We start from the raw sequence: 26,880 nt of genomic DNA, 5'->3' as shown, positions 1-26,880 counted from the left end.
ATGATGCAGGTCAACCCTTTTTTTTGAGATTGAATTTCAGGATGCTGTATAGATTGGCATATCACATGTGTTGACTTATAGTTTTTGTTACATATGTAACAAAATATCAATTTCGAACTACTTAAATTTAAACTATTCGCGACATCAGAACCGGCAAGTACATTCAATTATCAAGAACTTAATTTTTAACCTTAGGAATAAAATTATGAAAAAGATAGGCATTGTCTTAGCAATAGCAGCTATTGTCATCTCTGCAAAGGGCTTTACAGAAAAAACACCAGTTGAAGGGGTCATCTATTATCAGGATGGAAATGATGTATGGATGGCATGGGATGGAATTGTTCAAGCCCCAGGTTATTGTTCTTATGCAGACAGGGATCCATGTACCATTACATTTCTTGATGAAAGTATCCTATTGGAATACCCTTGCTATTTTACGAAAGAAGATCTGTACTCTGGAAACCTATTGGCGACATACGAAGGTGTAGGCTCAGTAAGGCATTACAGGGCAAAACTCTAGATTAAAATGATTGCATTAAAATGAGAGCGGCAGGATCATTTTGCCTGCATGACTAGAATACTTCTTCCATCAATTTTGAACTTTAAATCACCTGTTGCCTCTAATGCAGTTAATAATCCGGAAACTTTATCATATCTGGATACGAAACCACTAAATACCTTGTTCCGAAGACCCTGATCAGTATATATCACCTCTACATTATACCAACGTGCTACTTTCCGCATGATGCTTTCCAGCTCTTCATTTATAAAGAAAAACTCCCCATTCTTCCAGGCAATTAAATCAGCCGGATCAACAGAACGCACATGTAGGCCAGCTGAATTGACTACGGATTGTTGATTAGGTCTTAAAATCACGGACTTTGTAGGGGTACCTACAGATTTAAGAGGGGAAACTTTTACGCTCCCCTCTATTAAGGTAGTCATAACTGAGCGTTCATCTTTATAAGCGGATATGTTGAAATGAGTTCCCAGCACCTCTAGCTTTTGTTTTTCTGTAGTCACAATGAAGGGATGTTGTGTATCTTTAGCTACCTCAAAATAAGCTTCGCCTGAAAGCTCCACATTGCGGGTCCGTTGCTGTTCATTTGAAGCTGGATCATAGGTTAAACTCGAGCCGGCATTCAGCCAAACCTCCGAACCATCAGGCAGGCGTACTTTATAAGTCCCACCCATAGGCGTTGAAATGGTAAAACGCTGAACTTTTTCCTGATTGATCAAACTCCCATCATCATAAGTTAATTTTGTTTGGCCAACGACCACACCTGCTCTGTCATCACTCAATTGAATTTTTTTGCCATTTTCTAAAGTGATGGTTGCTTTATTGCCACCTGGCTCAATAGTATTTGCATATCGTTCTTCCCGCGCTGAGTCAGTTCTTTTTAAAAGGACAATGGAAAGGCTACCAATAAGAATAATTAATGCCGCAGCGAGGAAGATTCTTAACCGCCAATTCCATTTGATCTTCCTTGGCGCTTGCTCTTTTTCGGAAATTAAAGTCTGCAGGAAACGCTCTGTATCATCTTCCCACATATCATCCCTCAATACCGGATCTGAATTGGTATTCGCCTTCTCGCTATACCATTTTTCCAGCTGCTGCACTTCTCCTGGACTACAGGTCCCTTCCAGGTATTTTTTACATAAAGCTTGAAAAGCTTGTTCAGTTTCCATCATCAATTTGGGAATATAACCTTAAGACGATTCAGCAAGTGTTTTACACTACGGCATTTTCGTAAAAACTCAATTCTTTGTCAATACCTCCATCAACATTAAAAAACACAGACCCGGTTGAGCATGTAAGAGTTCATTCTCACGTAATTTCTTCATCGCTTTCTGGATTTGATTGTTCACCGTATTCTCGGAAAGGTTGAGCTTTTTAGCGATCTCCTTCTGAGTAAGAAACTCTTTACGACTGAGTTCAAAGACTTCACGCATTCTGGGTGGCAACTTTTCGATTTCAGATGCAATTGCCTGCGCCAACTCCTTTAAACAGACCTGTTCATCAGCTAATGCAGTGGTGCTTCTGGTAAATTTATAAAAATCCTCGGCATAGTTCAGTTTCACTTTCGAATGCTTGAGGTTGTCAAATACCTTATTACGCACTGCCCTGTATAAATAGGAAGAAAGGGCGGTATTTATTTGGATCAGTTTCCTCTGCTGAAAGAGCCAGGTGAAGATTTCCTGAACCATATCTTTGGCCAGTTCCGGATCACCCATCATCCGCTGAGCATGCAACACCAACGGTTTTCTATAACGATAATAAATAGCGGTATAGGCATCAATCCCCTCTTCTTCTAACTTCATTAAGCCCACAAGTTCCGCATCCGGTAATTCCAAATAACTATTCATAAGCCCAGGGATTAGATGAATTGAAATTTTGTTCAATGCAATCCTGGAGAGCGCATAGTATAAGTTTAAAATTTGGGCAAGGCAATGCCCTAACGATGAATTGTGTTCGTTTTTTCATGAATTTGGGAAGTTTAGTGGTGATGGATGTAAACTACTGGTCTCTTAAATAATCATTATACGTGCTAGATACGTAAAAATAATTGCCCATGGTTTTTATACAAAATTGACAAAATGCGTGAGAAAAAAATTTCGAATACAGTCCACACAAATCCCTAGCGAACAATTTTGTATGATTCAAATATAAAGCTGAAGTGAGGGGACATCCTGAGATTTACCTTGTTCATTTTATTCATTTTACCTATAATTATCATTATTGGATAAAAAATATCTCTTTCAAAACCGAGCTGTTTAGATTATTCCTAATTCGTTAATAAGCATCAGAACGCTGGTTTTATGCAAAAAAAATACCCCCAGAATCATTAAATTCTGAGGGTAATTGCTGTATTTTATGTGCTTAAACGCCCATCCAACCTTTACGAACGGCAACTTGTGTTGCGCTGGCATTCGGATCGATCTCTGCGATTAATTTAATGTTTGGATTCGCCTTTATGGTTACTTTGAAATCACGTATCTCACCATCTCTTTTCACTCTCACTGTGATCACATCACCGACATTGCTTCCGGAAATGACAGGCATACGCTCTAAAGCCGCTTCAACTGGAATGTTGTTTACGCTGATCACCTCATCATTTACATTCAGGCCATCTACCCATGCTGCAGAATTTCTGGATACCGCAGAGATATAGATCTTGCCTTCCGTTTTCTTGGAAGCCACACCGATATAAGGGATTTGTTTTCCTTCGTTTTCATTTTTAACCTTGATACCTGCATAACCCAGGTATTTATCGTACTCCAAAGGATGCGTACCTGTAACATATTTAGCCCAGAAATCAGTAAAGCTTTTTCCACTGATTTTTTCTACCATGGCCTTAAATTCAGCATCAGTATATCCTCTGTTCAGTTTTTTTCCTTGCAGGTACATTGCCTTCATCACATCGTCCAGACTTTTTGCTCCTTTAGTCGCATTGGAAATTTCGATGTCCATTAACAAACCTACTACTTCACCTTTGCTGTAATAAGATACACCGGTGTTGTTAGAATTTTCATTTGGCCTGTATCCTTTGATCCAGGCATCATAACTAGATTCTGCTGCAGATTGCACCTGAGCACCCGGAGTATTCGATACATTTGCTACTGCAGTCACCAATCCATCTACAAAGGCAGGCTGATCAATAAAACCAGCACGCAGTACCAGCTTATTCTCATAGTAAGACGTAAAACCTTCAGATACCCATAGGTTGGTGGTATAGTTTTCATTGTCGTAATCAAATGGACCTAAAGCAATAGGGCGCATTCTTTTCACATTCCATAAATGGTAATATTCGTGCGCCACCAGGTTCATGAATCCCAGATAACCAGCGGTAGTATTGTAAGCATTACGGGAAGCACCAAGAACTGTAGAGTTTAAATGCTCTAAACCACCACCACCTTTTTCGAAGTTATGGACAATAAAAGTATAATGCTGATTTGGATTCTCACCGAAAATGGCAGTTCCCTGCTCCACAACTTTGGCCATATCTACTTTTAAACGTTCTTTGTCGTAGTTACCACCGCCAAACATCGCTACCGTATGTTTCACACCTGAAGCCTCAAAATCAAAGACATCCTGATTTCCTACTTCAATAGGACTATCAAACAATACATCAAAATCTGCTGCTTTATAAGTGAATGGCTTTCCAGCCACAGGCTCTAAACCGGTAGACACCTGGCTCCAGCCTTTATAAGGGATCACTTTTACCGTACTAGGCAAGTTCAACATCCCATCAGGATACATGAAAATTCCTGTACTCGACAAGAAAGCATGGCGATCGTCGATAAATGAAGTACGCACCGAAACCTCAAATGCATACACCCTATATTTAATTTTAATATCTTTTGCCTTTGCGGAGTAGATTCTCCATGCGTTTTTTCTTACTTTCTCAAATTTCGCAGGTTTCCCATTCGCTGTTGCCCTAAAATCTTCTACACTTTTCTCAAATTCGCGAATCAGGTAAGAGCCTGGTGCCCAAACCGGCATTTTCACATCTACATAGTCTTTGCTTAATCCGGAAATGTTCATTTCCATCTCTACATAATGTGCCTGTGGTTCGATAAAGCTCACCTCGAAGCCTACTTTAACCTGCGATTTTGCGGTCATACCTAATGATAGTAAAATTACTAATCCTGTTAATGTCTTTTTCATTGAATTGTTTTCCTGCTTGTTTTAATATGCCCCGACCTTTAATACCAGATCAACCTCCCTATAGCTCACATTTATTAAATTAATAAGAACAGTGCTAAACCATCTGCCTTTTTCATGGTCATACTATTTCGCAAATTTATAATTTATCCTTTTCGCTTGCCTCTAAATTGGCAATTAAGCTGTAACATACTTAATACAAGCTATTAGAGGCGGTTTAATTAAATATTTTTGCTTGTTATATTATCCTATTCACCACACAAATATGAAACTAAGGTACATTATCTATACCCTCATTGCATTAGGCATCGCCTATTTAGTCTACTATCGAATTTCTGTAAATAAGAAAATAGCCGGCGAGGGTCCCGGAATGTCAAAAGGAAAAGGTGGTCCTGCAAAGGGATTACAGGTGAATGGTATGGTAGTAAGTACCGGAGATTTCAGCAGCAATCTGGACATTACCGGAACATTGGAAGCCAATGAAACCGTAGACCTTCGTTCAGAGGTATCGGGTTTGGTTACCAAAATCAATTTTAAAGAAGGTTCTAATGTCAGTAAAGGAAGTTTATTGGTCAAAATCAATGATCGCGACATACAGGCACAATTACAGGACGCGCTAACCAAAGAAAGGCTGAGTGCCACCAATGAAAACAGATCTAAACAACTATTAGATAAGGGCGCAATCAGTCAGGAAGAATATGACACCTCGCTTGCCAGCCTGCAATCGCTGAAAGCACAAACACAACTGGTTAGGGCACAACTAGCCAAAACCGCTATATATGCCCCATTTTCCGGAAAAATTGGTTTACGTTCTATTTCTGAAGGAGTATATTTAACCCCTACCATGGTGATCGCCAATTTATCCAGCATCAACCCTTTAAAACTTAGCTTCTCTGTGCCTGAGAAATACATCGGGCAAATTAAATCAGGTGCAGACATTTCTTTTACTACCGACGGGTATCCAAAAACTTTTACCGGAAGGGTGTTTGCGATAGAGCCAGGCATCAATACCGCCACCAGAACCTTACAGATTAAAGCCCTGGTGGCCAATCCGGATCAGGAACTTCGTCCGGGTTCTTTTGCGAAAATCAAACTCGCACTGACCACTACCAAAGATGCCATCCTGATTCCAAATGAAGCCATCATTCCGGTATTAAAAGGAAAAACGGTATTCATCAGCAAAAATGGAAAAGCTCAGCAAATTCCTGTGGAAGCGGGCACCCGTACTGCGGAACATATCATGATCACCTCTGGATTAAGTGTGGGAGACACCGTGCTGACTACTGGTGCAATGGCCTTAAAACAGGATGCTCCTGTGAAAGTAACAGTGGTTAAAAATTAAGTTTAATTTATGAGTATTTCTACCACCAGTATAAAAAGGCCCGTTCTGGCCATTGTAATGAACTTAATGATCCTTCTATTTGGAGTGATCGGCTATAATTTTCTTGGTGTTCGGGAATACCCAAACATCGACCCCACTGTTGTCTCCGTAAGAACCTCTTATCCAGGAGCGAATTCAGACATTATTGAATCTCAGATTACTGAACCTCTGGAGAAATCCATCAACGGGATCGACGGAATCAGGAACATCTCCTCTTCGAGTAACCAGGGAAGCAGTAACATTACCATAGAATTTAACCTCAATAAAGACATTGATGATGCGGCAAATGACGTCAGAGATAAGGTTTCTCAGGCTGCAAGAAGCTTACCAAAAGACATTGATGGAAATCCGGTGGTAAGTAAGGCGGATGCCAATTCAGATGCGATCATCACCATGACCATTCAGAGTGATAAGCGCAATGTAATGGAGCTGAGTGATTATGCAGAAAACGTAATTGCCGATCGCCTGCAAACCATTACCGGTGTTAGTAGCGTACAAATCCAGGGACAACGTAAGTATGCAATGCGCATCCGGATTTCTCCGGATAAGCTGGCTGCTTACGGTTTAACCACACAAGATATCGTGACGGCACTCAACAATGAAAATGTGGAGCTGCCTTCCGGAAAAATTACCGGTGCAAATACCGAGCTGATTGTAAAAACACTCGGTAAGCTGACAAATGAAGAAGAGTTCAACAACCTGATTCTGAAAAATGATGGTGACCATGTAGTTCGCCTAAAAGACATCGGCTATGCCGCCTTGGGTTCTGAAAACGAAGAAACCATTTTGCGGGAATCGGGAAAACCCATGGTTGCGGTAGGCCTGATTCCTCAGCCCGGAGCCAATTACCTGGAAATCTCCAAAGAATTCGACAAAAGGTTTGAGCAGTTAAAAAAAGACATCCCTGAAGACATCAAGCTCAATATCTCTTTAGACAACACAAAGTTCATCAAGATGTCGGTAACGGAAGTTGCAGAAACGATTATGCTTTCCCTGATTCTGGTGATCCTCATCATCTACCTTTTCTTCAGGGATTGGGCAATTGCTATCCGTCCTTTACTGGACATTCCGGTATCCTTGATTTTCACTTTCTTTATCATGTACATATTCGGTTTTTCGATCAATGTATTGTCGCTCCTCGCGATTGTACTTGCAACCGGATTGGTGGTAGATGATGGTATTGTGGTCACAGAAAATATCTTTAAAAAAGTGGAGGAAGGTTATTCTCCTTTCGAAGCTGCCATTAAAGGCTCCAATGAGATTTTCTTTGCCGTAATTTCGATCTCGGTAACTCTGGCTGCAGTATTCCTCCCAGTGATCTTTCTGGAAGGATTTGTGGGCCGGCTCTTCCGGGAGTTCGGTATTGTAATTGGTGCTGCGGTCCTCATCTCTGCATTTGTATCTCTGACCTTAACACCGATGCTGAATGCTTACCTGATGAAAAAAACAGGGCATGAAAAATCTAAGTTCTACAACCTGACCGAGCCTTATTTTGTCCGGTTAAATGAAAGTTATGCAGAAAACCTGAATAAATTCCTGGATAAAAAATGGCTGGCCATTCCAATTATTGTCATCTGCGTAAGTATCATCGGCTTGTTCTGGCAACTGCTTCCAAAGGAAACAGCGCCTTACGATGACAGAAGTGCCATCAATATGAGAATTACTACACCAGAGGGTTCTTCTTTTGAATATACGGATCGTTTCATGATGAAAATCCAGCAGATGATCCAGGATTCTATCCCTGAAAAAAAGGTAAACATTACCATCACTTCGCCTGGTTTTGGAGGAGGAGCAACCAATAGTGGTTTCATCCGCATGGGCTTAACCGATCCAGGAGATCGTTCCATGACACAAGACCAGATCGCTGCTAAGCTGACTAAAATTACCAGAGGCTATACCGAAGGAAAAGTAGTGGTGACACAGCAACCAACCATCTCGGTAGGCCGTCGTGGAGGATTGCCGGTGAACTATATTATCCAGGCACAAAACTTCGAGAAGTTGCGCGAGAAAATGCCTTTATTTATGGATGAGGTGTCTAAAGACCCTACATTCACGACTTCTGATGTGGACCTTAAATTTAACAAACCGGAAATCGATTTAACCATCGACAGAGATAAGGCAAAAAACCTGGGGGTATCTGTTTCCGATATCGGCCTTGCCTTACAACTGGGATTAAGCGGACAACGGTTCTCTTATTTCTTTATGAATGGAAAACAATACCAGGTAATCGGGCAGTTTGAAATGGACGATCGTAAGGATCCTTTAGACCTGAGTTCTGTATATGTACGAAATGATAAAGGAGAACTGATCCAGATCGACAACCTCGTGACGGCAAGGGAGAAAAGTAGTCCGCCTCAACTGTATAGAAATAACCGGTTCATTTCCGCTACCGTATCTGCAGGTTTGGCGCCAGGTAAAAGTATTGGCGAAGGTATTGAAGCCATGGACAAAATTGCTGCAAAGATCCTGGACGAGTCCTTCTCTACAGATCTGGGCGGTGAATCCAGAGATTTCAAGGAAAGTTCTTCTAACACCATGTTTGCCTTTGGCCTTGCCTTATTACTCGTTTACCTGATTCTGGCTGCACAATTTGAAAGCTTTATTGATCCGGTCATCATTATCCTAACCGTGCCAATGGCGGTTGCCGGTGCATTTTTATCGCTCTGGCTGTTTGGCCAAAGCTGGAACATCTTTAGTCAGATTGGGACCATTATGCTCATTGGACTGGTGACCAAAAACGGGATTTTGATCGTCGAATTCGCAAATCAACTGAAAGAAACAGGAAAAAGTGTACACGATGCCATTCGGGAAGCTTCCGTTTCCAGGTTAAGGCCAATTTTAATGACCAGTTTAGCCATTGCCATTGGTGCATTGCCGATTGCCATGGCCTTAGGAGCTGCAGCAAAAAGCAGAATGGGTATGGGGATTGTAATTGTTGGGGGAACTTTATTCGCCCTGATCTTAACTTTATTCGTGATCCCGGCCATTTATTCTTACTGGTCAAAAGAACACAAAGCAAATACAGATTTAGAACTTTCTTTAAAAGCCGCATTGGCCGAAGAGGAAACCGAAAAAAAAGCTAAAAAATCATGATCCAGTTTTCATCATATCAGCTCCTGAAAAGCAGGAAGCTATTGTTCGCCACTGCCTTACTGCTCCTTTGCAATACGGGCTTTGCACAGCAAAAATTGAGTCTGGAAGAGGCCATCAGTACTGCTTTAAAAAATAATTATGACATTAAGCTTGTCAACAACGATATCCGTATTGCGAAAAATAATGTGAATCCCGGAAATGCAGGTATGCTGCCACAACTGACGGCTGATTATAGTAAAGGAGGCAGCAAACAAAACACCGTTCAAACTGCCGCTACCGGAGTAGAAAAAAAGTCGAACGGCGTAAGGAGTACCAACCAAAGTTATGGGGCTTCATTAGGCTGGACAGTTTTTGATGGTTTCCAGATGTTTGCCAATTACGATCGCTTAAAGGAGCTGCAAAAATTGGGGGAGGTAAATGCTAAAGGAACAATTCTAACTACGGTAGCCGATGTCATCAGTGGCTACTATGCGATCGCCAGACAGCAACAATTGGTGATGGCAGCAGATACTTCGCTCGATATTTCTAAAATGCGTTTAACCATTGCACAAAATAAACTGGCCATTGGAAGGGGATCGAAGCTAGATGTCCTCTCTGCAACTGTAGATTACAATGCGGATACTTCCGCTTACCTGCAACAGAAAAATTTGCTCAGAAATAGCATTGTCAGCTTAAATCAGGTGATGGCCCGTGATCTTAACCTCGTATTTGAAGTGGATGAGGCAATTAACATTACTCAAAATCTGGATTATAACCAGTTGCTCGGATTAACGGAACAATTGAGTCCAACTTTACAATCCGCTTTCATCAATAAGAAAATTGCAGAACTGAATTTAAAGCAGGTAAAAGGACAACGCTATCCTACGGTTGGCCTGAATAGCGGCTATGAATTCTCTAATAGCACGAGTCCGACGGGATTTAACCAGAAGTTCCGCGCACGTGGTTTCACCTATGGCGTAACGGCGAGTCTGAACTTGTTCAATGGTTTTTTACAACGTCAGAATGAACGCAATGCCAAAATACAGATCAATTCTTCAGAGCTTAGTCTGGAAAAAACGCGACTGGATCTGAATGCCCATTTGCTTGCTGCTTTTCAAAATTACCAGACCAATCTGGATTTATTAAAAGTAGAACAGCACAACCTGGATATCGCCAAACAAAATCTGGACATTACCCTGGAAAAATACCGTTTGGGTAGCATTGCCCCATTAGAGCTCAGAGAGGCGCAAAAGAATGCTATAACTGCCATTACCAGGCATCTTGATGCGCAATACCAGGCTAAGCTGACAGAAATTAGCTTAAAAGAAATCAGCGGAACGTTAAATATTCAATAAGATTGTTATTTTTATCGAATGATATTAGTAGCAGACAGCGGTTCTTCTAAAACGGATTGGATGGGATATACCCCGGAAGAAACCATTAGCTTTAGCACTCAAGGCATTAATCCTTATTTTCTAAATGCTCATGACATTTTTAAACTTTTTTCGAAAAAGAAAGAAATTGCCGCTTATGCAGATCAGGTGAAGGAAATTTACTTTTTCGGTGCAGGCTGTTCCTCTCCGGATAAAGTAGAGGTCATTTCTAATGGAATTTCCTCTTTCTTCACCCAGGCCTATGTTTCTGTAGAACACGATTTGATTGGTTCAGCCTATGCTACTTGTGGGGATCAGGAAGGATTAACCTGTATTTTAGGTACAGGTTCCAATATCGCCTACTATGATGGGACTACGGTACACAGTGGCCGCCATGGATTGGGCTATGTGCTGGGCGACGAAGGCTCAGGTACCTTTTTTGGCCGCAAGATGATTACTGGATATCTTTATGCGACCATGCCGGCAGAACTACGTACAGCTTTCGCTCAGAAATATGACCTGGATAAAGAAACGGTAGTCACCAATTTGTACCAGAAACCTTCCCCAAACACCTATCTTGCCTCCATCAGTCGCTTTATGGCAGACCATACAGATCATCCATATATTCAACAGATTTTAAGAGATGGTTTTCAGGAATTTGTGGACACCAATATCAAAGAATACAACAACTATAAAAACCTCGATTGCCATTTTGTGGGTTCCATCTCCTTTTATTATCAGGACATCCTTCGGGAAATCTGTGCAAAGAACCACATTCGGGTAGGCAAGATCTACCAGAAGCCCATCACCGGAATTTATAACTATATTTTACGAAAAGAAGGCATTACAGTTTAAGTAATAGCCGCAACATATCTTTATGCTGTATGCCATCTTCAAAGATGGCTTCGCCATAATTTAAGAGAAAAAAATCCTTGTCAATGCGGTCAACCCTGAATCCTGCACGCTGATAAAAGCTCAACTGGTACCCAAAAGTACCGGTTCCAACTTCGACAGACTCACCTTTTAATTCTTTCACTGTTTCGATCATGTGGTTCAATAGCTTTGTTCCTACACCTTTTTTTTGATGCCCCACATTCACAGCAATATTTTTAAGCTCATAGCGATCATGACCTATGATGACCAGGATATAGCCCCCTATAATTTCATCAGCTATTTTGGCGATATAAACTATGGCATTATGTATATATCCAAGAATTTGGGCTTCCGATGGATCTGCCAGGAGAAACAAGTCCATAGGAATAGACTGCTCTGTCCTTAAGATTTTCATAAGATTCCGATTCTCTTATTCATTTCCAAACGCACCATCATCGCCATTTTTTCCAACTTCTTACGGTCTTCTTCTGTGAACACGCGGGGCTTTTTATCAACGATACAAACTGCGCCTACTCTAAATCCCTCATTAGTGGTAATGGCTGCCGCAGCATAGAAACGCAATCCTGACTCGCCAACATAAATTGGATTGGAAAGCAATGTGGGATCCTGGACTAAATCTTCAAACACAACAACACTGTCATTTGAAATGGCCAGCGAACAAAGGCTTCTTTCCCGATCCATCGCATTTCCACTTTCCCCGTGCTGATCTGCTTTTGTCCAGACCACATCTCTATCCACAAAGTTGATCATCGCAATAGGCGTATTCATCATCGTTGCCGTAATGGCCGCCAGCTGATCAAAGATAGGCTCAGTTTTGGTGTAAAGGATTTTGTATTTCTTTAAGTTTTCCAACCGTGCCTCTTCATCAGTAGAAATCAAGACACCCCCCGTAATATTTTCCAATTTTTTATGATCTAGTTATATACCTTTAACAATTACCATACCCACAGGCATGGCGTATCTCTATGGTACACAGAAGAAAAACACATTATAGATGAATCATAGTCCCAATACCGCTCTGCGCGATTATTCACTCAGATTGGGCATATACCGGCCATCGCTCGTACTCCAGCCAGTTCAAAAAAGGCAGTAAGAATCCCTTTAAACTGGGCACTTATTACTCAATTTGATGATTTTACAGCCTATTTTACTACGCTGTGGTATTTATAAAGTGTTTATAATCCTATATTTAAATAGAGGTGCCCTCACACCAACTCAGCTATCGTACTGAATATCAACCAAAAATAAGAAAATTATCGGTTTTTGTTGAAAAAAAATAATTACAACATTTTAACGACTAACTTTTTTAGATTTGCTAAATTCCCATGCATTTTTAGCAGATTTTAGGTATTCTACCATATAGCTCTCATTAGGGGGTAAAGTGAAGTGAAAAACCAGGATGGTTTCATTAGGATCTTTGGGGATAAAGCCGGGAAGTAAAGTATCCGCAACCATTTGTATGTGACTTTCTGGGTAATTCATATGCAAATTTAAGGATAGAAATTTGCATCGGGTTCATGATCAGTAAAATTTATCTTAGGATTGCAAAACCCCGGTTCATCAGACCAACATGAGCGGGTTTGATGAACCGGGGTTAATTGCAGGATCTAAACGATCAACTTATAACGAGCATACTTGCCTTTAATGATTTATTTCTTCATCACCTTAAATTCGGTACGTCTGTTCAGCGCTCTGCCTTCAGGATTGTCTTTCCCATTCGGTAATTTATTAGGTGCAATTGGCATACTCATTCCATAACCTTTGCTGGTCATACGGCTTGCTGGTATGCCACGGCTGATTAGAAAATCGACACAGGATTGTGCTCTTCTATTGCTCAAATCCAGGTTATATTCAACCGTACCTTTACTATCGGTATGGGCACCCAATTCAATCTCAATAGTTGGGTTGTCTATCATCACGTTATACACATATTCCATTTTCAGTTTAGAATCTTCAGTCAGTTCGGCTTTATCAAACTCATAAAGTACATCCTTTAAAACGATCGGAAGATCAATCGGGTCCAGACAAATGTCTTCTGTAAATAAAGTATCTTTCTGAGCGAGCTGATCATAGGAATACGACAGTTTCTTGGTCAGGTATTTTTCTTTCTCCGCAGTGATTTTTAGCTGGCGGTTGGTATTTAGTTTGAAATTGTATTTTCCATCCGGGCCAGTGGTAAACTTATATTCCTGCAAGGAATCCGAGATGGACACAATTGCATTTTCCAATGGCTTCCCATTATGGCAATCCAGTATCCGTCCTCTGATATTCAGGAATTCGCGTTTGAGGTGAAAGATTTCCAGGCAGCATAAAGACGACCTGTCGGAACTGATATACCCTTCTACATCTTCTGCATCAACTGGCGTGAAATAAAGATCATCTTTAGAGGAATTAAACGGAAAACCAAGGTTACGTGGCTCCGACCAGCTGTCGAAATCCCCTTCACTTTCATAAAAATCAAACCCACCAAGCCCTATTTTACCATTACTGCTGAACAGCAGTTTTTTTGTTTTCACATTATAGTAAGGCGCTTCCTCATCACCGGCCGTATTGACCACATTGCCCATATTGACCGCCTGTCCAAGAGATCCATCTGAACGGATGGCGCAATACCATAAATCATATTTACCAAAGCCACCTGGACGATCTGATGAAAAGATCAGGTATTTTCCATTTCCGCTGACGAAAGGCTGCATGGCATTGAAACCGCTAATGTTCACATTTCCGCCCAGCTCTACTGGTGCAGACCAATCCTCATTGCCTGAAGAATTACGGCTACGTTGATAAATCTTTCTAGTGTCTTTTGCGGTCCAAATCGTTAAATACATCGTTTTCCCATTTGGAAGAAAGGCTGCTGCAGCCAATTCCTTTCCTTTAATCGCAGCAGGCAGCTGGGTAACCCTGATCTTATCCTCCAAAGGACTTCCTGAAACTTCATAGATAGCATTGACATATGGACTTTGCTTTCTAGTTACCCTGGTATTACTTTTATCGTCGGTTAAGACCACACTTTTACCTTCGCTGCCAATCGGCCTGGAAGAAGTAAAAATAAACGTATTTCCTCTCCATACCGGTGCATAATTTGAACCTCCTTCATTCAGGTTATTCTGGACTCTATTTACAGCATAAAGCCTTGGATGGCTCACTTCATACAGTGCGAACTGACAGGAGGCCAGTTCTCTTTTCGCTCTTTCCAGATACTCATCATTTCCTTTATTCTTCTGTTGAAAAGTCTTAAAAGCAACGATGGCCTCATCATAATTCTGGTTTGCCCTTAAACATACGCCATACCAGAAATTAGCCAGGTTATATCTTGGGTTATCAAATCCTATAGCAATGGAATACCATCTTTCCGCATCCTTAAAGTTTTTATATTGCCTTAAGGATTCCGCAAGCCGGTAAACTCCATATTCATAATCATCCTTCTTTGGGCTTTCCTGTTTGATTTTAGTTTCAAAGCCATAGGGCACTACAAAACCGGCGCTATCCGGAGAAATCAGCAGCGATTTTTTATAATATTCTGCCGCGGCATAGTATTCTTTATTTTGATAATATACGTCGGCAACCCTTTTACTATTGGTTACAAACTGAGCAGAAGCCATACTGCCAAGCAGCATAAATACGAGTAATATTTTAAGTTTCATGATACGTAGGGTTATAATCTTGGACAAAAGAAATTAGGACCAACAATTCCTTTTCTTCTGGTGAAGGAGACCGATAATTCCAATCCCCCCTGACCTCTGCTGGCTTTATTGAAAGTTGAGGTATTGAAATCATAGCTCAATCCAAACACCATATTTTTGATGTTCAGACCAAAGAAGGCAATAGCGGCATCATCGAAGCGATAGTTAGAGCCAAACATCAGATCTGCCTCTGTATTGAGCATCACTTTGGCATAGGCTCCAACAGAAGTTTCACGGGCTGTTCCTTGTTTCATATATAAAGCATTAGGAGTAATGTCCAACATATCGGTTACCTTTACTCTTGCCCCACCGTGAACTGCGTATCGAATGGGCATTTTGACATCTGTTCCCAAAAATTTATCTACTGGCCGGGTCAGGTGGGCAGCCATCGCCCCTCCAAAAACATTGACAGACTGGTTAGGATTTCCATCAAAATACATGAAACCCACATTCACATCCGGTACAAGGGAATTGGTGGCCGAATAATTTTCATTGATACCGAAGCCCGGATCGAAGCCGGTTACCGGATTGAACTGACTACCGAGTGTAATTTTGGAGGCATCAAAGCTCTTGTTCAACACCCCTGCCTGTACACCGAAATTGATCATATGCAATCCCGTTTGTCCAAAATGAATACGGTAAGCCGCTGAGACCAGGGCCGATAAATTATTGTAACCAATGTCTCCCGCATTCTGATTTAAGACCATTGCTCCAAAAGCGAGGTTTTTAACGGGGGCCATATCAAATGACGCGCCCCCGGTTAAAAACGAATTAGAAACAGTCCCCCACTGTTGCTTTGCATTGATAGAAACTCTGTAGTCTCCATCAATTACCCCTGTTAATGCAGGGTTTAACCATAAAGGATGGGCGTAATATTGTGAGAAGTGAGGGTCTATCTGTGCGACAACCCTTTCCACTCCTAAGTTTAAAAACGCGCTTACTATAATAATTCTTACTAGGTTCTTCATAACAAATGTGTTTTTAATTATCTCAATAGGGTTATTGTTCCTTTTTTAGTTGTTTTGGTACCATCATTTAAGTCGGCTTCAAATTGGTAGACATAAACTCCATTCGGCTGTACTTCGCCTTTGTAAGTTCCATCCCATCCATTCTGAATATTATTGGACTCGAAAAGGAACTGTCCCCATTGGTTATAGACGCGCAGCTTCATTTTCGCAATTGTATTTCCATACACATAGAAAACATCATTTTTACCATCATTATTTGGCGTGAAGGTATTTGGGATAAAGATTTGATTCCCGATCGGATTATCCGATTTGGAACCCAATGAACCTGCATCACTCAGCTGACATGCCAGCTGTCCTAGAGCCCTCACTCTAATATTGACGATCTGATCAGGTTTCAGGTTTTCAATACGGTGCGTAGTTCCGGTTGCACCTGAACTAGGTGTAATCCAGGTGATCGCCCCATCCACAGAAAGCTCGTAACCTGTTGCGCCTGTTACTGCAGCCCATGCAAAAGTGACGCTAGTTGCAGTGGCAGATTGTACCGTAACTACAGGAGCGCTAAGTTTTGGAAGGATAGTTACCGTTACTGCAGTACGGGTATTGCTCACACATCCGCTAAGCGTGTTGATACTGGCTACATAATAAGTGGTGGTAGCTGCTAACACAGGTGTAGTAAAGCTGATTCCTTCAGCCAATTGAGTACCTCCACTTTCTGCATTGTACCAACGGTAGGTCAAGGCAGGATCTGGATTATTTACCCTTAATACGCTGGTATTTCCAGAACAGAAAGGATCTGTTGCACCTGAAATTGAACCTGGAGCTGTTGGTAATGCAGCTGGTGTTACCACTACTGCTGTACGGCTATCACTGGTACAGGTGGCTGTAGCTGCTTCTGCATAGAAGGTAGTGCTACTGTTAATCGGACCTGTAGTAAAATTAGCTCCAGAACCCAAAGCTGTACCACCTGTAGCACTGCTGTACCAATTGTAAGTAATTCCATTTTGAGGACTGGCAATAGAGAGCACTGCCGAACTTCCAATACAGGCATTTACAGCAGCGGATACTACCAGAGGCACATCTGGTTTCACATTCACTGTTACCGTTACTTTGATTCTTCCCGTTGCCAGACCACATCCCGAAGCGTTGCTGGCCAGCAGATAGAAATCCGTAGTGCCCATTAATACACCAGTTGGTAAACTGGAACCGCTGCCTAACAAAGTACCTCCTGTTGCTGCATCATACCATTGGTAGACGGTCCCTGTTCTTGGACTTTGTACAGATAAAGTCGTGGCTCCACCCGCACATAATCCAATGCTGGCTCCATTCACAATCACCGGTACTTCTGGCAAAGCATTCACAGTTACAGTGACTACTTTAGCAGTTCCAGGTAGATTCTCACATTTATTGGCTCCTTTAACTGTTACATAGTAGGTGGTTGTACTGCTGAACACTTTTTGCAATACCGGACCGGTAAACACTGCATCCGTTAGTGCTGCATCACTGTACCAGGTAAATACCGGGCTCGTAATGGTAGTATTACTTGCTGTTAATGTAACTGAAGTATTTTCACAAACCGGCGTCTCTGCACCTGACACGATCAGGTCTGTCACCGTTGCGGGATTATTGACTATCAGGGTTACGACTTTAGCATCTCCCGATACATTCTGACATTTATTGGCACCAGATACGGTTACATAATAAGTCGTCGTACTGGTCACCACTGGCTCGAATACCGGACCATTGGCAGCTACAACTGTAAGTGCCGCATTGCTATACCAGGTAAATACAGGGCTCGTGATCTTATCACTGCTTGCGGTAAGCAAGGCTTTAGTGCCATTACAGAATGGAGCATCGTTACCAGCAATGGTTATATCGGATGCAAGTGCTGACGGGTTTACCACGATGGTCACCACTTTGGCTCCTCCTCTTACATTCGCACATTTATTACTACCGCTAACAGTTACATAATAAGTAGTGGTGGCATTTAATACTGGTTCAAACAAGGGACCGCTAAAAGCTACATCTGTCAGATCCACATCATTGTACCAGGTAAACACCGGACTATCTACAGTAAAACTGCTTGCGGTAAGACTTACTTTTGAGCCTTTGCAGTAGTTCCCATTATTGCCCGCGATATTGATATCAGCAGCGGTTGCCGGTGTATTCACCGTAACAGTAACCACTTTTGCATTTGCCACATCGTTAACACATTTGTTATCACCACTAACAGTGACATAGAAATTAGTAGTTAAAGTAACAATCGGTTCATAAGTTGCACCTCTGAATACTTCCTGAGTTAAGGCCGCATCACTGTACCAGATAAACTGGGGTTTAACCACGCTGATACTGCTGGCTGTTAGTGTTGCTTTTGAACCTGCACATAAAGGAGCACCATTTCCAATCACAGTAATATCCGCAGCAGTAGCAGGTGTGTTTACAGTAATTGTTACTGCTTTACCTGTATTTGGAAGATTTGGACATTTATTAGTTCCAGTCACACTCACATAGAAGGTGTTAGTTGCATTCACAATAGGCTCATACAATTCACCTCTGAACACTTCAACAGAAAGTGCTGCATCACTATACCATATAAATGTAGGGTTGATTACTGTAGTACTCGCAGCCCTTAAGCTTGCTCTTGTTCCTGCACAGAATAAACCATCAGCACCAGAAACAGTTATGTCGTTAGCCGTTGCAGGAGGATTTACCGAAATGCGGACTACTTTTGCATTTGCAGCATTACCCAGACAAAGATTATCTCCAAATACGGTTACATAGAAAGTGGTATTGGCGGTAATAATAGGTTCATACACTGCAGTGCTTGCTACCAGTTGTGTTAAGGCAGCATCAGTATACCAGGCAAATTTAGGGTTGTTTACTAAATCGCTGGATGCTGTTAGGGTAGCCTGCGTATTGTTACAGAAAGCAAGATCTGCTCCTGTTACTTTAATGTCGGCAGGTGTTGAAGAAGGGTTTACTGTAATGCTGATTTTTGTCCTGGCCAGCGTACTGATACAAGAGTTTGCATTTACAGCCTCCACGTAGAAATCATGGTTACCCAGGCTGAGGTTTGCAGCAGTGGTATAAGAACTCGTATTTGCTGCCAACTGGTTTCCTCCGGTTAAGGCATTATACCAATTATAAGTTACCCCTGCTTCTGCCGTTACAGCGAGGGTAACCGGTACATTCGGACAGGTAGTTTTAGGATTTCCTTCTACTGCTACCGGCGCAACTGGTGCTGGGAGTATTGTCACATTCACCTTAGTTTTTGCACTTTCACAATTGTTGCGCGTCGCGGTGACATAGTAATCATAGCTACCCACTGCAAGCGTAGTTTCGGTCGTAAAAGTTGTCTCTGTTCCTGCCGGAGTAGTTGCTGTTCCCTTATACCATTTATAAGTGAAAGCAGCATCAGGGTTTTGTATGCTTAGTACTGCAGCTGTACCTACGCAGGCAGTGGCTGTCGCATTTGCTACTTTTGGTGCCACTTGTATACGTTGAACATAGTTAAGATCTACAGAGCTCAACACTGCTGCCAGTCCAGATCTCAACCTCAACTCTACCCCATCAAATTGCTTTTGAGGTACAAAGGAAATAATACGATCTCCGTCATTGCTCAAAACATCAAGTATAATTAAAGGATTGCTCGCTGTCATCATATCGTTATTACTCACCAGGTTATTATAGGTGGTCAGTTCGATTGAAGAAAGTACAGCAAGATTCAGGAGTTTACCTGGAGATGTCAGACGGATACGAACCGTATCTCCGATAGAAGATAATGTAGTAAAACCTACTGTTTGATAAACAGAGGCACCTAAAGCACCTACTGGCATCACCAGTGAAGAAGCACTGTTTGCATCATTATCAACTGCTTTTTCAGGATTAAACACACCTGTAAGAATGGCTGCACCATCTACACCTGACCTAAGTTGAACTGAAGCGAGCTCACAAGGTCCATCTATTGGAGTTCCAGCAGGTAAAACGGTTACCTCAACTTTGGTTGCTGAAGAAACACATCCACCTGGAACGGAGGCAGTCACATAGTAATTAATGATCAGGTTCGTTGCTCCATTATTAATTAAAGGATCAGTCTGGAAAATACCATTACCAGATATCTTATTGATTAAGGCAGGATCTTCATACCAGCTAAACACTGCACCTGAAGTACTTGAAGTCGCATTCAACACTGCCGGAGTACCGGAAGCTACGGTTAATGAGGCCGGGATAACGATAGGGTTATCTAAAGTACCTAATGTAATTGTTGCCGGAGTTTTTGCTGCTGACACTGTACCGCAGGCCGTTAGCGAGGCTTCTACTGAATAAGTGGCAGGAGCCGTAACTGATAGCAGGGTCAAAGTAACTCCATCCCTACCTATCATATAATCACCATTATTGTCGTACCATTTGTAAGTCACACCTACTATCGGGTCTTTTACAGTAAGTACCACATCACTTCCTGGACAGGTATTGACATTACTCGCCAATAATGTAGGGTTAGCAGGAATCGGAGTGACTGTTACTGCCACTTTAGTTTTATAACTGGTACAGGTAGCTGTACTCGCCGAAACATAGAATATCGTGTTGGCGTTTACAATGGGACTGTAGCTTGGGCCGGTGAAAAGCACCGTTGCTCCCGTGGCATCATACCATTTATAAGTAATTGCCGGATTTGGATTCTGCACATTTAAGGTTAGGGCCTGACCAGCACAAGCTTTTGGATTTGGAACCATTAATGTTGGTGCCAATACGATTCTTTGTGCATAATTTAAGTTAATGCTAGTCAATACACCAGCAAGACCACCATTTAGACGGACTTCTACCTGATCAAAAGCAGCGGTAGGCACAAAAGTAAGGAGGGCTTGCGTATCACCACTTAACAGTTCCAGACTAACTAGGTTATTATTGATCGAAACTGCATCATTGTTACTAATAGCCCCATTGTAGGTTCCGATCTGAACATTCGACAACAAACCAAGCGTAAGCAATTTACCTGGCGCATTCAATAATACCTTAACAGTATCTCCAATGCTGGACATACTTCCAAAATTCAATCTCTGATAAACGGAAGCACCTAAAGCAGCTACCGGCATGACCAGTGATGCCCCTGTCTGGGTATCATTATCAATTGCCAATTGTGGGTTGAACACCCCAGCAAGCAAGGCAACTCCAGTTACACCATTCGTCTCTGATAATGCAGCTTCACAAGGCACTGGATTTGGATTCCCTCCATTGTTAACAGTTATTGAAACCTGAACACGAGTAACAGAAACACAACCAGTTAAGTTCGATTTTGCTTCTACATAATAAGTAGAATTAGCCAATAGTGGGGCTGTAACATAGGTTGGACCGGTATAGATCGGACTGGTTGCATTTGGAGCATTGAACCAGTTGTAAGTAATACCTGTTTCTACCGGGTTTACGTTTAAAATAACTGTTTGTCCGGCGTTTACTGTTGTTGCAGAGGCTTGAACCTGTGGGAGGTTGACGATCGGGTTGACCGTTATCGGCACAGCAGTACGGCTAGAGCCAACGCATCCAGGGCTCATTGCTTCTACATAGTAAGTGGTATTTGCCAATAAAGCAGGACTGGTAAAAGTTGGCCCTGTGAAAACGGATGTACCTCCGGTTGAGGAAGTATACCAGTTATAATTTAAACCGGCAACCGCATTGTTGACGGTTAAGCTCGCATTACTACCATAGCAAACTGGCAATACAGTAGCCAACACCGGCGCTTCAGGTGCTGAAGTTACTGTTACTATAACCGGAATACGTTCCGTATTGGCACAGGTTCCTTTACTTACCTCAATATAATAAGTGGTTGTTGCATTTAAGACTGGTGTCGTAAAAGTTGGACCAGTTGCTAGTACGGTACCGCTGTTTGGAGTAGCATACCATTTTAAAGTTGTTCCTCCATTAGCAGTGGCAGTCAAGGTAGTAGCACTACCCGCACAGGTCGTTTGTCCTGCCGCAGCTACTGTTGGGTTTGGATAGATCACTGTAGCACCATAGATATTCATAGTGCTCAATGAAGATACCAGGGCAGCCAAACGAATTTCTACACGGTCATATATACCGCCGGCAACAAATGTCGCCAACAGTCTCGATGGGTTTAACAAGTCAAGATTGATTAATGCCGAATTTAACGGCTTGACATTCACTATTGTCGATCCGTTATACACAGTTACAGTAGCACCACTTAACACGCTAAGATCAGCAATCCCAACCGGGAAACCCAGATCCAGTCGGATGCTATCTGTAGCTGTACCAGGATTTGCAAAAATCAGTCTCTGGTAACCAGTTGCTGCTACACCAACTGTTAAACGAATACTGGTAAAAGTTGCAGGGTCTGCATCTGTAGATGCCCCTGCATCGGTGATTCCACACAACAGGCAAATGCCATCAATTGCAGTCTGCTGACCGGTTGCTGCATTACAGTTTACATTGCCTGGTAAACCAGTTACAGTTACGGTGACCGGAACTCTGCTGATGCTTACGCAACCAGATGTATTTTGGGTTTCAATATAATAGGTGGTTGTGGTATTTAATTGCGGGGTAGTAAAACTACCGCCGGTTGCCAGAGCAGTACCTCCAGTAGAGTTGCTGAACCAACTTATGGTATTTCCAGCGTCAGCAGTAGCTTGTAAAGTTGCCGTTTGTCCAGCACTGATGATTTGATTTACTGTCAGCACCGCTAGATTTGGAGCTGGCTTAACCGTCACTGAAACGGCTGTACGGTCACTAACTTCCGTCCCAGAAACTGCTTCTGCATAGTAAGTGCTATTGTTCGTTAATATAGGTGTAGTAAAAGTATTGCCTGTAGCCAAAATGGTATTTCCAGTTGCACCATACCAATTATAGGTAACATTTGGCAGAAGATTACTGACCGTAAGCGTCGCAGTTGTTCCTGCGCAGATGCTGTTAGAAGCGACGATGGGTTGACCTACTTTAACTTTAATGACAAAATCTGTTGTGGTGGTATTATTGGAAGCATCTTTTGCAGTCAGCTGAAAGGTGAATATCCCCCCAATTCCTGGTGTTCCTGAAAGACTTCTTGTAGCTGGGTTAAAGCTCAGGCCCAAGGGTACATTTGCTGAGGTATAAGTATACGGCCCTGTCCCCCCGGTTACCTCAGGTAGAGTTACTGCAGGATATGTAGTGCCTACGGTTCCATCAGCTAATGTTGCAGATGGTAAAGAGAGCGCACCAATTACTCTTAAAGCATAAGTATTGCTCGCTTTAGTACCCACATTATCGGTAACAGTTACCCCAATGATATATAATCCAGATTGTGCTGGAGTTCCTGAGATCACCCTTGTAATTGGATCAAAACTTAGATTTAAAGGCAGATTAGTAGCCACATAGGTATAGGGAGAGGTTCCACCTGTAGCAGCAGGAATAGTTTGAGGGGTATAAGCCACGTCAACATTACCGTTTGCAAGTGTAGCTGGCGGAAGCACAAGCGCAGAGCCGATCGTTAGGGGATAGGTATTGCTTGCCGTTTTACCTTCGGAATCTGTTACCGTTACCAGTACTGAATATGGACCAGCTGAGGTAGGTATTCCAGTGATTTCACGGGTACTCGTATTAAAATTATGTCCTGGAGCAAGACCTATGGCAGTATAAGTATATGGTCCGGTTCCCCCTATTGCTTCCGGAATTTTCTGTGCGGGATAATTGATACCTACCGTACCATTCGCCAATGTTGCCGGAGGTAGTACCAGCAGGTCTTTGACTACAATAGTATAATTCTGATTGATGGAATTTCCGTTGGCATCAGTTACCATTACGTTTACAGGGTAGCTGCCTGCGAGTGTTGGTGTACCGGAAATTCCTGGATTCGTTTCATTAAATATTAATCCCGGAGGCATATTTGTAGCCACATAGGTATATGGCCCCGTTCCTCCTGTAGCTACAGGAAGAACCTGATTAGGATAGAGAACAGTTACAGTTCCATTAGGAAGCGCAGCTGGAGAAAGCGCTAATGCCGGCGTTACCTTTAAAGTAAAGGCAGTAGTAACACTACATCCCTTACTGTCTTGCGCCTGGATTGAAAAAGTGTAATCGTTAGGAATTGCAGTTGGCGTTCCAGTGATCAATCCTGTGGCCGACAAGCTTAGACCAGTAGGCAGGTTACTTCCCGGACTTAGGCTATAACTAAAAGCAGGTGTTCCACCGGAAGCCGGGTTAATTTGTTTTGAATATACCGAAGCCAGAGATGCATTACTTAAGGTCATACTTGCAAATACAATCGCAGGGTTTACATTTACGGTAACTGGTACACGTGTAGTATTAGCACAACCACCCTTGCTTACTTCTACATAATAAGTTGTACTTGTAGTTAAGCCAGTTGGCGAATAGGTATTCCCAGTGGCTAATGCCACTCCTCCAGTTGAATTTGCGAACCAACTCAGTGTAGTACCTGCAACAGGTGTTGCGGATAAAACAGTACCCGCTCCAGAACAGACATTAAGTCCGGTAGTTGCAATCAACGGGTTTGGATAGATCACCTCTGCATTGTAAACATTCAATGTGCTCAGTGCCTGTACTACTCCTGAGACTCTCAGCTCTACCCTATCGTAGACCGCTCCGGCAGGAATCGTAGCACTCGCCGTTCCACCTTGTAACAACTTCAGATTAATCAAACCCGAATTCAATTGGTAAGTACTCACTATATTATTGCCATTCATGACATTAGCGGTTACTCCACCTAACACGGCCAGATCAGTCAATCCACCCGGTATACCTAATATTAAACGTATACTGTCTGTCGCAACACCTGTTGCTGGAAAAATCATGCGCTGATAGGCAGCAGCAGCTACATTCACTGTGACGCGAATTGAGCTGAAAGTACTTAAATCTGCATCTACAGCTTGAGTTGGATTACTTACACCGCAGCCAATACACAATAAGCCATCCACACCGTTAGTTTGTGCATTTGCACTTTTACAATTCAATGGTGGGATTCCATCAGTTACGGTTACAGTAACAGGTATGCGGTTTAAACTCAAACAACCACCAATTCCCTGCGTTCCCACAAAATAAGTAGCATTTGCGGTTAATGGCGGAGTGGTGAAACTGTTTCCAGTGGCAATAGGAACACCTCCATTCAAAGTGGTAAACCAATTAATAGTACTTCCTGTTGTAGATGCAATGGCATTTAAAGTTGCGGTTTGTCCGCTGGTAATCGTGACATTGTTAGCAGAAACCTGTGCATCAGCAGGGATTCCATTCACCGTAATCGTGACTGGAGTACGAGTTGCACTGATACACGTACCACGTACACCTTCCACATAATATGTCGTATTTTGTGTTAAGGCACCAGTGGTAATGCTATTGCCGGTAAACACCGGAGCACCTCCGCTGGAAGCAGTATACCAATTGTAGATCACCCCAGTTTCGGCATTTGTCACTGTAAACACACCAGGTGATCCCGAACAAATCTGAGCTGCACTCGCAATGGCCGCAACTGGAATACCCGTTAGAGTTACTGTTGCACTATCTACATCCGACTCCACTACACAACCAGCCTTAAAAGCGGACACATAATAAGTATAAATACCTGGGGTAATGGTTTCTGAAAATACTCCACCAGTAGTTGTATTCAGTAAAATTCTTGAAGCACCATCTTTACGGTACCATTTATAATTAAAGCCACTATTAGGACTAACCACACTTAGATTCACATTATTTCCACAAATTCCTAAAGCCCCGCCAGTAACTCCTGCGAAAGTTGGTTTTGGTACCGTTATTTCTACTTCATGGATATTTAATCCCCCGAGTAAATCATTACCTCCTACGGCGAGTAGATTTCCCAGACTAACTGTGACACGATCAAAAGCTGCCCCTGGTGCAAAAAAAACAGGGACAATTCTTGAATTGGAGAATAAGCCGAGAAGATCCAGTCCTCCCAATAAAGAGCTGGCAGCTACCGGAACACCTACTGGTGTATTTCCGTTGAAAGCCTGAAATTTAACTTCATTAAATAAGTTAAGGGTTAATATACTTGCTGGAACAGATAGCCATATTTTCGCTACTGCATTTAAATCCGATGGATCATTAAAAAAAACAGTTTGAGAAGTGGTATTTCCAGCGCCTACCAATCCAGCCTGAATCTGAGAGAAAGTATTTAAATTATGATCCGCGGCAAAAGAAGGGTTTTTAACGAGTGGGCTTAAACTGACATTTAAACCCGTGCTTTCTCCTACACTAGCGGCGAAAGAAGAACCACAATTTCCAATTCCAGAAGTGGTAAAGGCCTCATAGACCTTCATACTAATGGTCCCATTTAAATTGATATCTAAAAGTTTCGCTTTTAAACTTAATCTAATACGAACGGAATTATAGGCAGCTGTTGAAGTCACCGCAAAATAAGTAATACCCTGATCATCCTGAACAATTTTAGAAGTCACATTTTCAGGGGCCACCAGAGTCCCATTTCCAGCTGCAGACGCACCTGAATAAGCCTCCAACCTCACAATATCTTTTTTAAACAATCCAGTCAGATCACCAACAATTCCCAATACACTCACATTAACGCCTGTTGTTGTGGGTGAATCAAAGCGGATGTAGGTCGTTTTCCCAGCATTTATTGGCTGAGGAAATTTGACTTGCAGCCAAGCCTCCCCCATTGTTCCGGTAACTAAAAGTGCGCTGAAATTTGCGGTAAGCGTTGCGAAAGTCTGATCTCCACCTGTTGCCGCAGCAGCGGGATTGCTGACCAAGCCACCATTGGGATCATCCTTGGGCTGCCCTACACCGAGTAAGCCAAAGTCTGTGGTCATCGCACCGGTTGATGGTGTTATTGTTGCATAATTTTTTGCTTGTGCATACGTTTTGAAATTAT

General features: G+C 42.3%; 14 protein-coding genes. 5 read left to right on the top strand and 9 right to left on the bottom strand.

Annotated features, from left to right (window positions below; translation table 11 throughout):
* Window positions 1–205: 205 nt before the first annotated feature.
* Window positions 206–520 carry a hypothetical protein gene (locus R2Q94_RS03105; protein WP_316819963.1) on the top strand — a complete coding sequence of 105 codons (315 nt, stop codon included), beginning with the start codon at window positions 206–208 and terminating at the stop codon, window positions 518–520.
* A gap of 35 nt (window positions 521–555) precedes the next feature.
* Here R2Q94_RS03105 and R2Q94_RS03100 read toward each other — a convergent pair whose 3' ends face one another.
* The 3 genes from R2Q94_RS03100 to R2Q94_RS03090 form a co-directional block, all read right to left on the bottom strand.
* The gene (locus R2Q94_RS03100) at window positions 556–1,692 is read right to left on the bottom strand and encodes a FecR family protein (RefSeq protein ID WP_316819962.1); all 1,137 of its coding nucleotides are present in this window, start codon (window positions 1,690–1,692) and stop codon (window positions 556–558) included.
* Window positions 1,693–1,758: 66 nt separating this feature from the next.
* On the bottom strand, window positions 1,759–2,367 hold the full coding sequence (locus tag R2Q94_RS03095) for an RNA polymerase sigma-70 factor (protein ID WP_316819961.1): 609 nt from the start codon (window positions 2,365–2,367) through the stop codon (window positions 1,759–1,761).
* Window positions 2,368–2,881: 514 nt separating this feature from the next.
* Window positions 2,882–4,669 carry a M61 family metallopeptidase gene (locus tag R2Q94_RS03090; RefSeq protein ID WP_316819960.1) on the bottom strand — a complete coding sequence of 596 codons (1,788 nt, stop codon included), beginning with the start codon at window positions 4,667–4,669 and terminating at the stop codon, window positions 2,882–2,884.
* 262 nt (window positions 4,670–4,931) lie between these two features.
* Here R2Q94_RS03090 and R2Q94_RS03085 point away from each other — a divergent pair, with 262 nt between their 5' ends.
* The 4 genes from R2Q94_RS03085 to R2Q94_RS03070 are packed head-to-tail and all read left to right on the top strand — an operon-like array spanning window position 4,932 to window position 11,347.
* Window positions 4,932–6,008 (top strand): efflux RND transporter periplasmic adaptor subunit, encoded by a 1,077-nt coding sequence (locus R2Q94_RS03085; protein ID WP_316819959.1) that lies wholly within the window; start codon window positions 4,932–4,934, stop codon window positions 6,006–6,008.
* A 9-nt stretch (window positions 6,009–6,017) separates the two neighbouring features.
* Window positions 6,018–9,140, top strand: coding sequence for an efflux RND transporter permease subunit (locus R2Q94_RS03080; RefSeq protein WP_316819958.1), 3,123 nt, complete (start codon window positions 6,018–6,020; stop codon window positions 9,138–9,140).
* Window positions 9,137–10,474, top strand: coding sequence for a TolC family protein (locus R2Q94_RS03075; protein ID WP_316819957.1), 1,338 nt, complete (start codon window positions 9,137–9,139; stop codon window positions 10,472–10,474). The genes R2Q94_RS03080 and R2Q94_RS03075 overlap by 4 nt, the downstream gene beginning before the upstream one ends.
* Before the next feature lie 18 nt (window positions 10,475–10,492).
* Entirely contained in the window at window positions 10,493–11,347 is an 855-nt protein-coding gene (locus tag R2Q94_RS03070; protein WP_316819956.1) for an N-acetylglucosamine kinase, read from the top strand.
* Here R2Q94_RS03070 and R2Q94_RS03065 read toward each other — a convergent pair.
* The 6 genes from R2Q94_RS03065 to R2Q94_RS03040 all read right to left on the bottom strand — a co-directional run bounded on the left by R2Q94_RS03065 (window position 11,337) and on the right by R2Q94_RS03040 (window position 26,818).
* The gene (locus tag R2Q94_RS03065) at window positions 11,337–11,780 is read right to left on the bottom strand and encodes a GNAT family N-acetyltransferase (protein ID WP_316819955.1); all 444 of its coding nucleotides are present in this window, start codon (window positions 11,778–11,780) and stop codon (window positions 11,337–11,339) included. The genes R2Q94_RS03070 and R2Q94_RS03065 overlap by 11 nt on opposite strands.
* Window positions 11,777–12,289: a GAF domain-containing protein gene (locus tag R2Q94_RS03060; protein ID WP_316819954.1), complete on the bottom strand. Its 513-nt coding sequence runs from the start codon at window positions 12,287–12,289 to the stop codon at window positions 11,777–11,779. Before R2Q94_RS03060 ends, R2Q94_RS03065 begins: the two co-directional genes overlap by 4 nt.
* A 387-nt stretch (window positions 12,290–12,676) precedes the next feature.
* A complete protein-coding gene (locus R2Q94_RS03055; protein ID WP_316819953.1) occupies window positions 12,677–12,868 on the bottom strand; it encodes a hypothetical protein in 192 nt (63 codons plus the stop codon).
* Between the two features lie 167 nt (window positions 12,869–13,035).
* Complete coding sequence (locus R2Q94_RS03050) at window positions 13,036–15,030, bottom strand: OmpA family protein (RefSeq protein WP_316819952.1); 1,995 nt, start codon at window positions 15,028–15,030, stop codon at window positions 13,036–13,038.
* Window positions 15,031–15,041: 11 nt separating this feature from the next.
* Window positions 15,042–16,037 carry a PorP/SprF family type IX secretion system membrane protein gene (locus R2Q94_RS03045; RefSeq protein ID WP_316819951.1) on the bottom strand — a complete coding sequence of 332 codons (996 nt, stop codon included), beginning with the start codon at window positions 16,035–16,037 and terminating at the stop codon, window positions 15,042–15,044.
* A gap of 17 nt (window positions 16,038–16,054) precedes the next feature.
* Window positions 16,055–26,818, bottom strand: a complete 10,764-nt coding sequence (locus tag R2Q94_RS03040) for a putative Ig domain-containing protein (RefSeq protein ID WP_316819950.1) — start codon at window positions 26,816–26,818, stop codon at window positions 16,055–16,057.
* Window positions 26,819–26,880 lie beyond the last annotated feature (62 nt).

Origin of the sequence: Pedobacter gandavensis, from assembly GCF_032678465.1 — a bacterium.
In the GTDB taxonomy this organism is placed as follows: domain Bacteria; phylum Bacteroidota; class Bacteroidia; order Sphingobacteriales; family Sphingobacteriaceae; genus Pedobacter; species Pedobacter gandavensis_B.
The sequence above is the reverse complement of the archived record's forward strand: the minus strand, read 5'-3'. Positions and strand labels throughout refer to the sequence as shown.

Coding starts and splice junctions, on each gene's coding strand:
- R2Q94_RS03070 (WP_316819956.1), top strand. CDS start 10,493: ATGATATTAGTAGCAGACAGCGGTTCTTCTAAAACGGATTGGATGGGA.
- R2Q94_RS03100 (WP_316819962.1), bottom strand. CDS start 1,692: ATGATGGAAACTGAACAAGCTTTTCAAGCTTTATGTAAAAAATACCTG.
- R2Q94_RS03045 (WP_316819951.1), bottom strand. CDS start 16,037: ATGAAGAACCTAGTAAGAATTATTATAGTAAGCGCGTTTTTAAACTTA.
- R2Q94_RS03085 (WP_316819959.1), top strand. CDS start 4,932: ATGAAACTAAGGTACATTATCTATACCCTCATTGCATTAGGCATCGCC.
- R2Q94_RS03055 (WP_316819953.1), bottom strand. CDS start 12,868: ATGAATTACCCAGAAAGTCACATACAAATGGTTGCGGATACTTTACTT.
- R2Q94_RS03050 (WP_316819952.1), bottom strand. CDS start 15,030: ATGAAACTTAAAATATTACTCGTATTTATGCTGCTTGGCAGTATGGCT.
- R2Q94_RS03095 (WP_316819961.1), bottom strand. CDS start 2,367: ATGAATAGTTATTTGGAATTACCGGATGCGGAACTTGTGGGCTTAATG.
- R2Q94_RS03080 (WP_316819958.1), top strand. CDS start 6,018: ATGAGTATTTCTACCACCAGTATAAAAAGGCCCGTTCTGGCCATTGTA.
- R2Q94_RS03090 (WP_316819960.1), bottom strand. CDS start 4,669: ATGAAAAAGACATTAACAGGATTAGTAATTTTACTATCATTAGGTATG.
- R2Q94_RS03040 (WP_316819950.1), bottom strand. CDS start 26,818: ATGACCACAGACTTTGGCTTACTCGGTGTAGGGCAGCCCAAGGATGAT.
- R2Q94_RS03065 (WP_316819955.1), bottom strand. CDS start 11,780: ATGAAAATCTTAAGGACAGAGCAGTCTATTCCTATGGACTTGTTTCTC.
- R2Q94_RS03105 (WP_316819963.1), top strand. CDS start 206: ATGAAAAAGATAGGCATTGTCTTAGCAATAGCAGCTATTGTCATCTCT.
- R2Q94_RS03075 (WP_316819957.1), top strand. CDS start 9,137: ATGATCCAGTTTTCATCATATCAGCTCCTGAAAAGCAGGAAGCTATTG.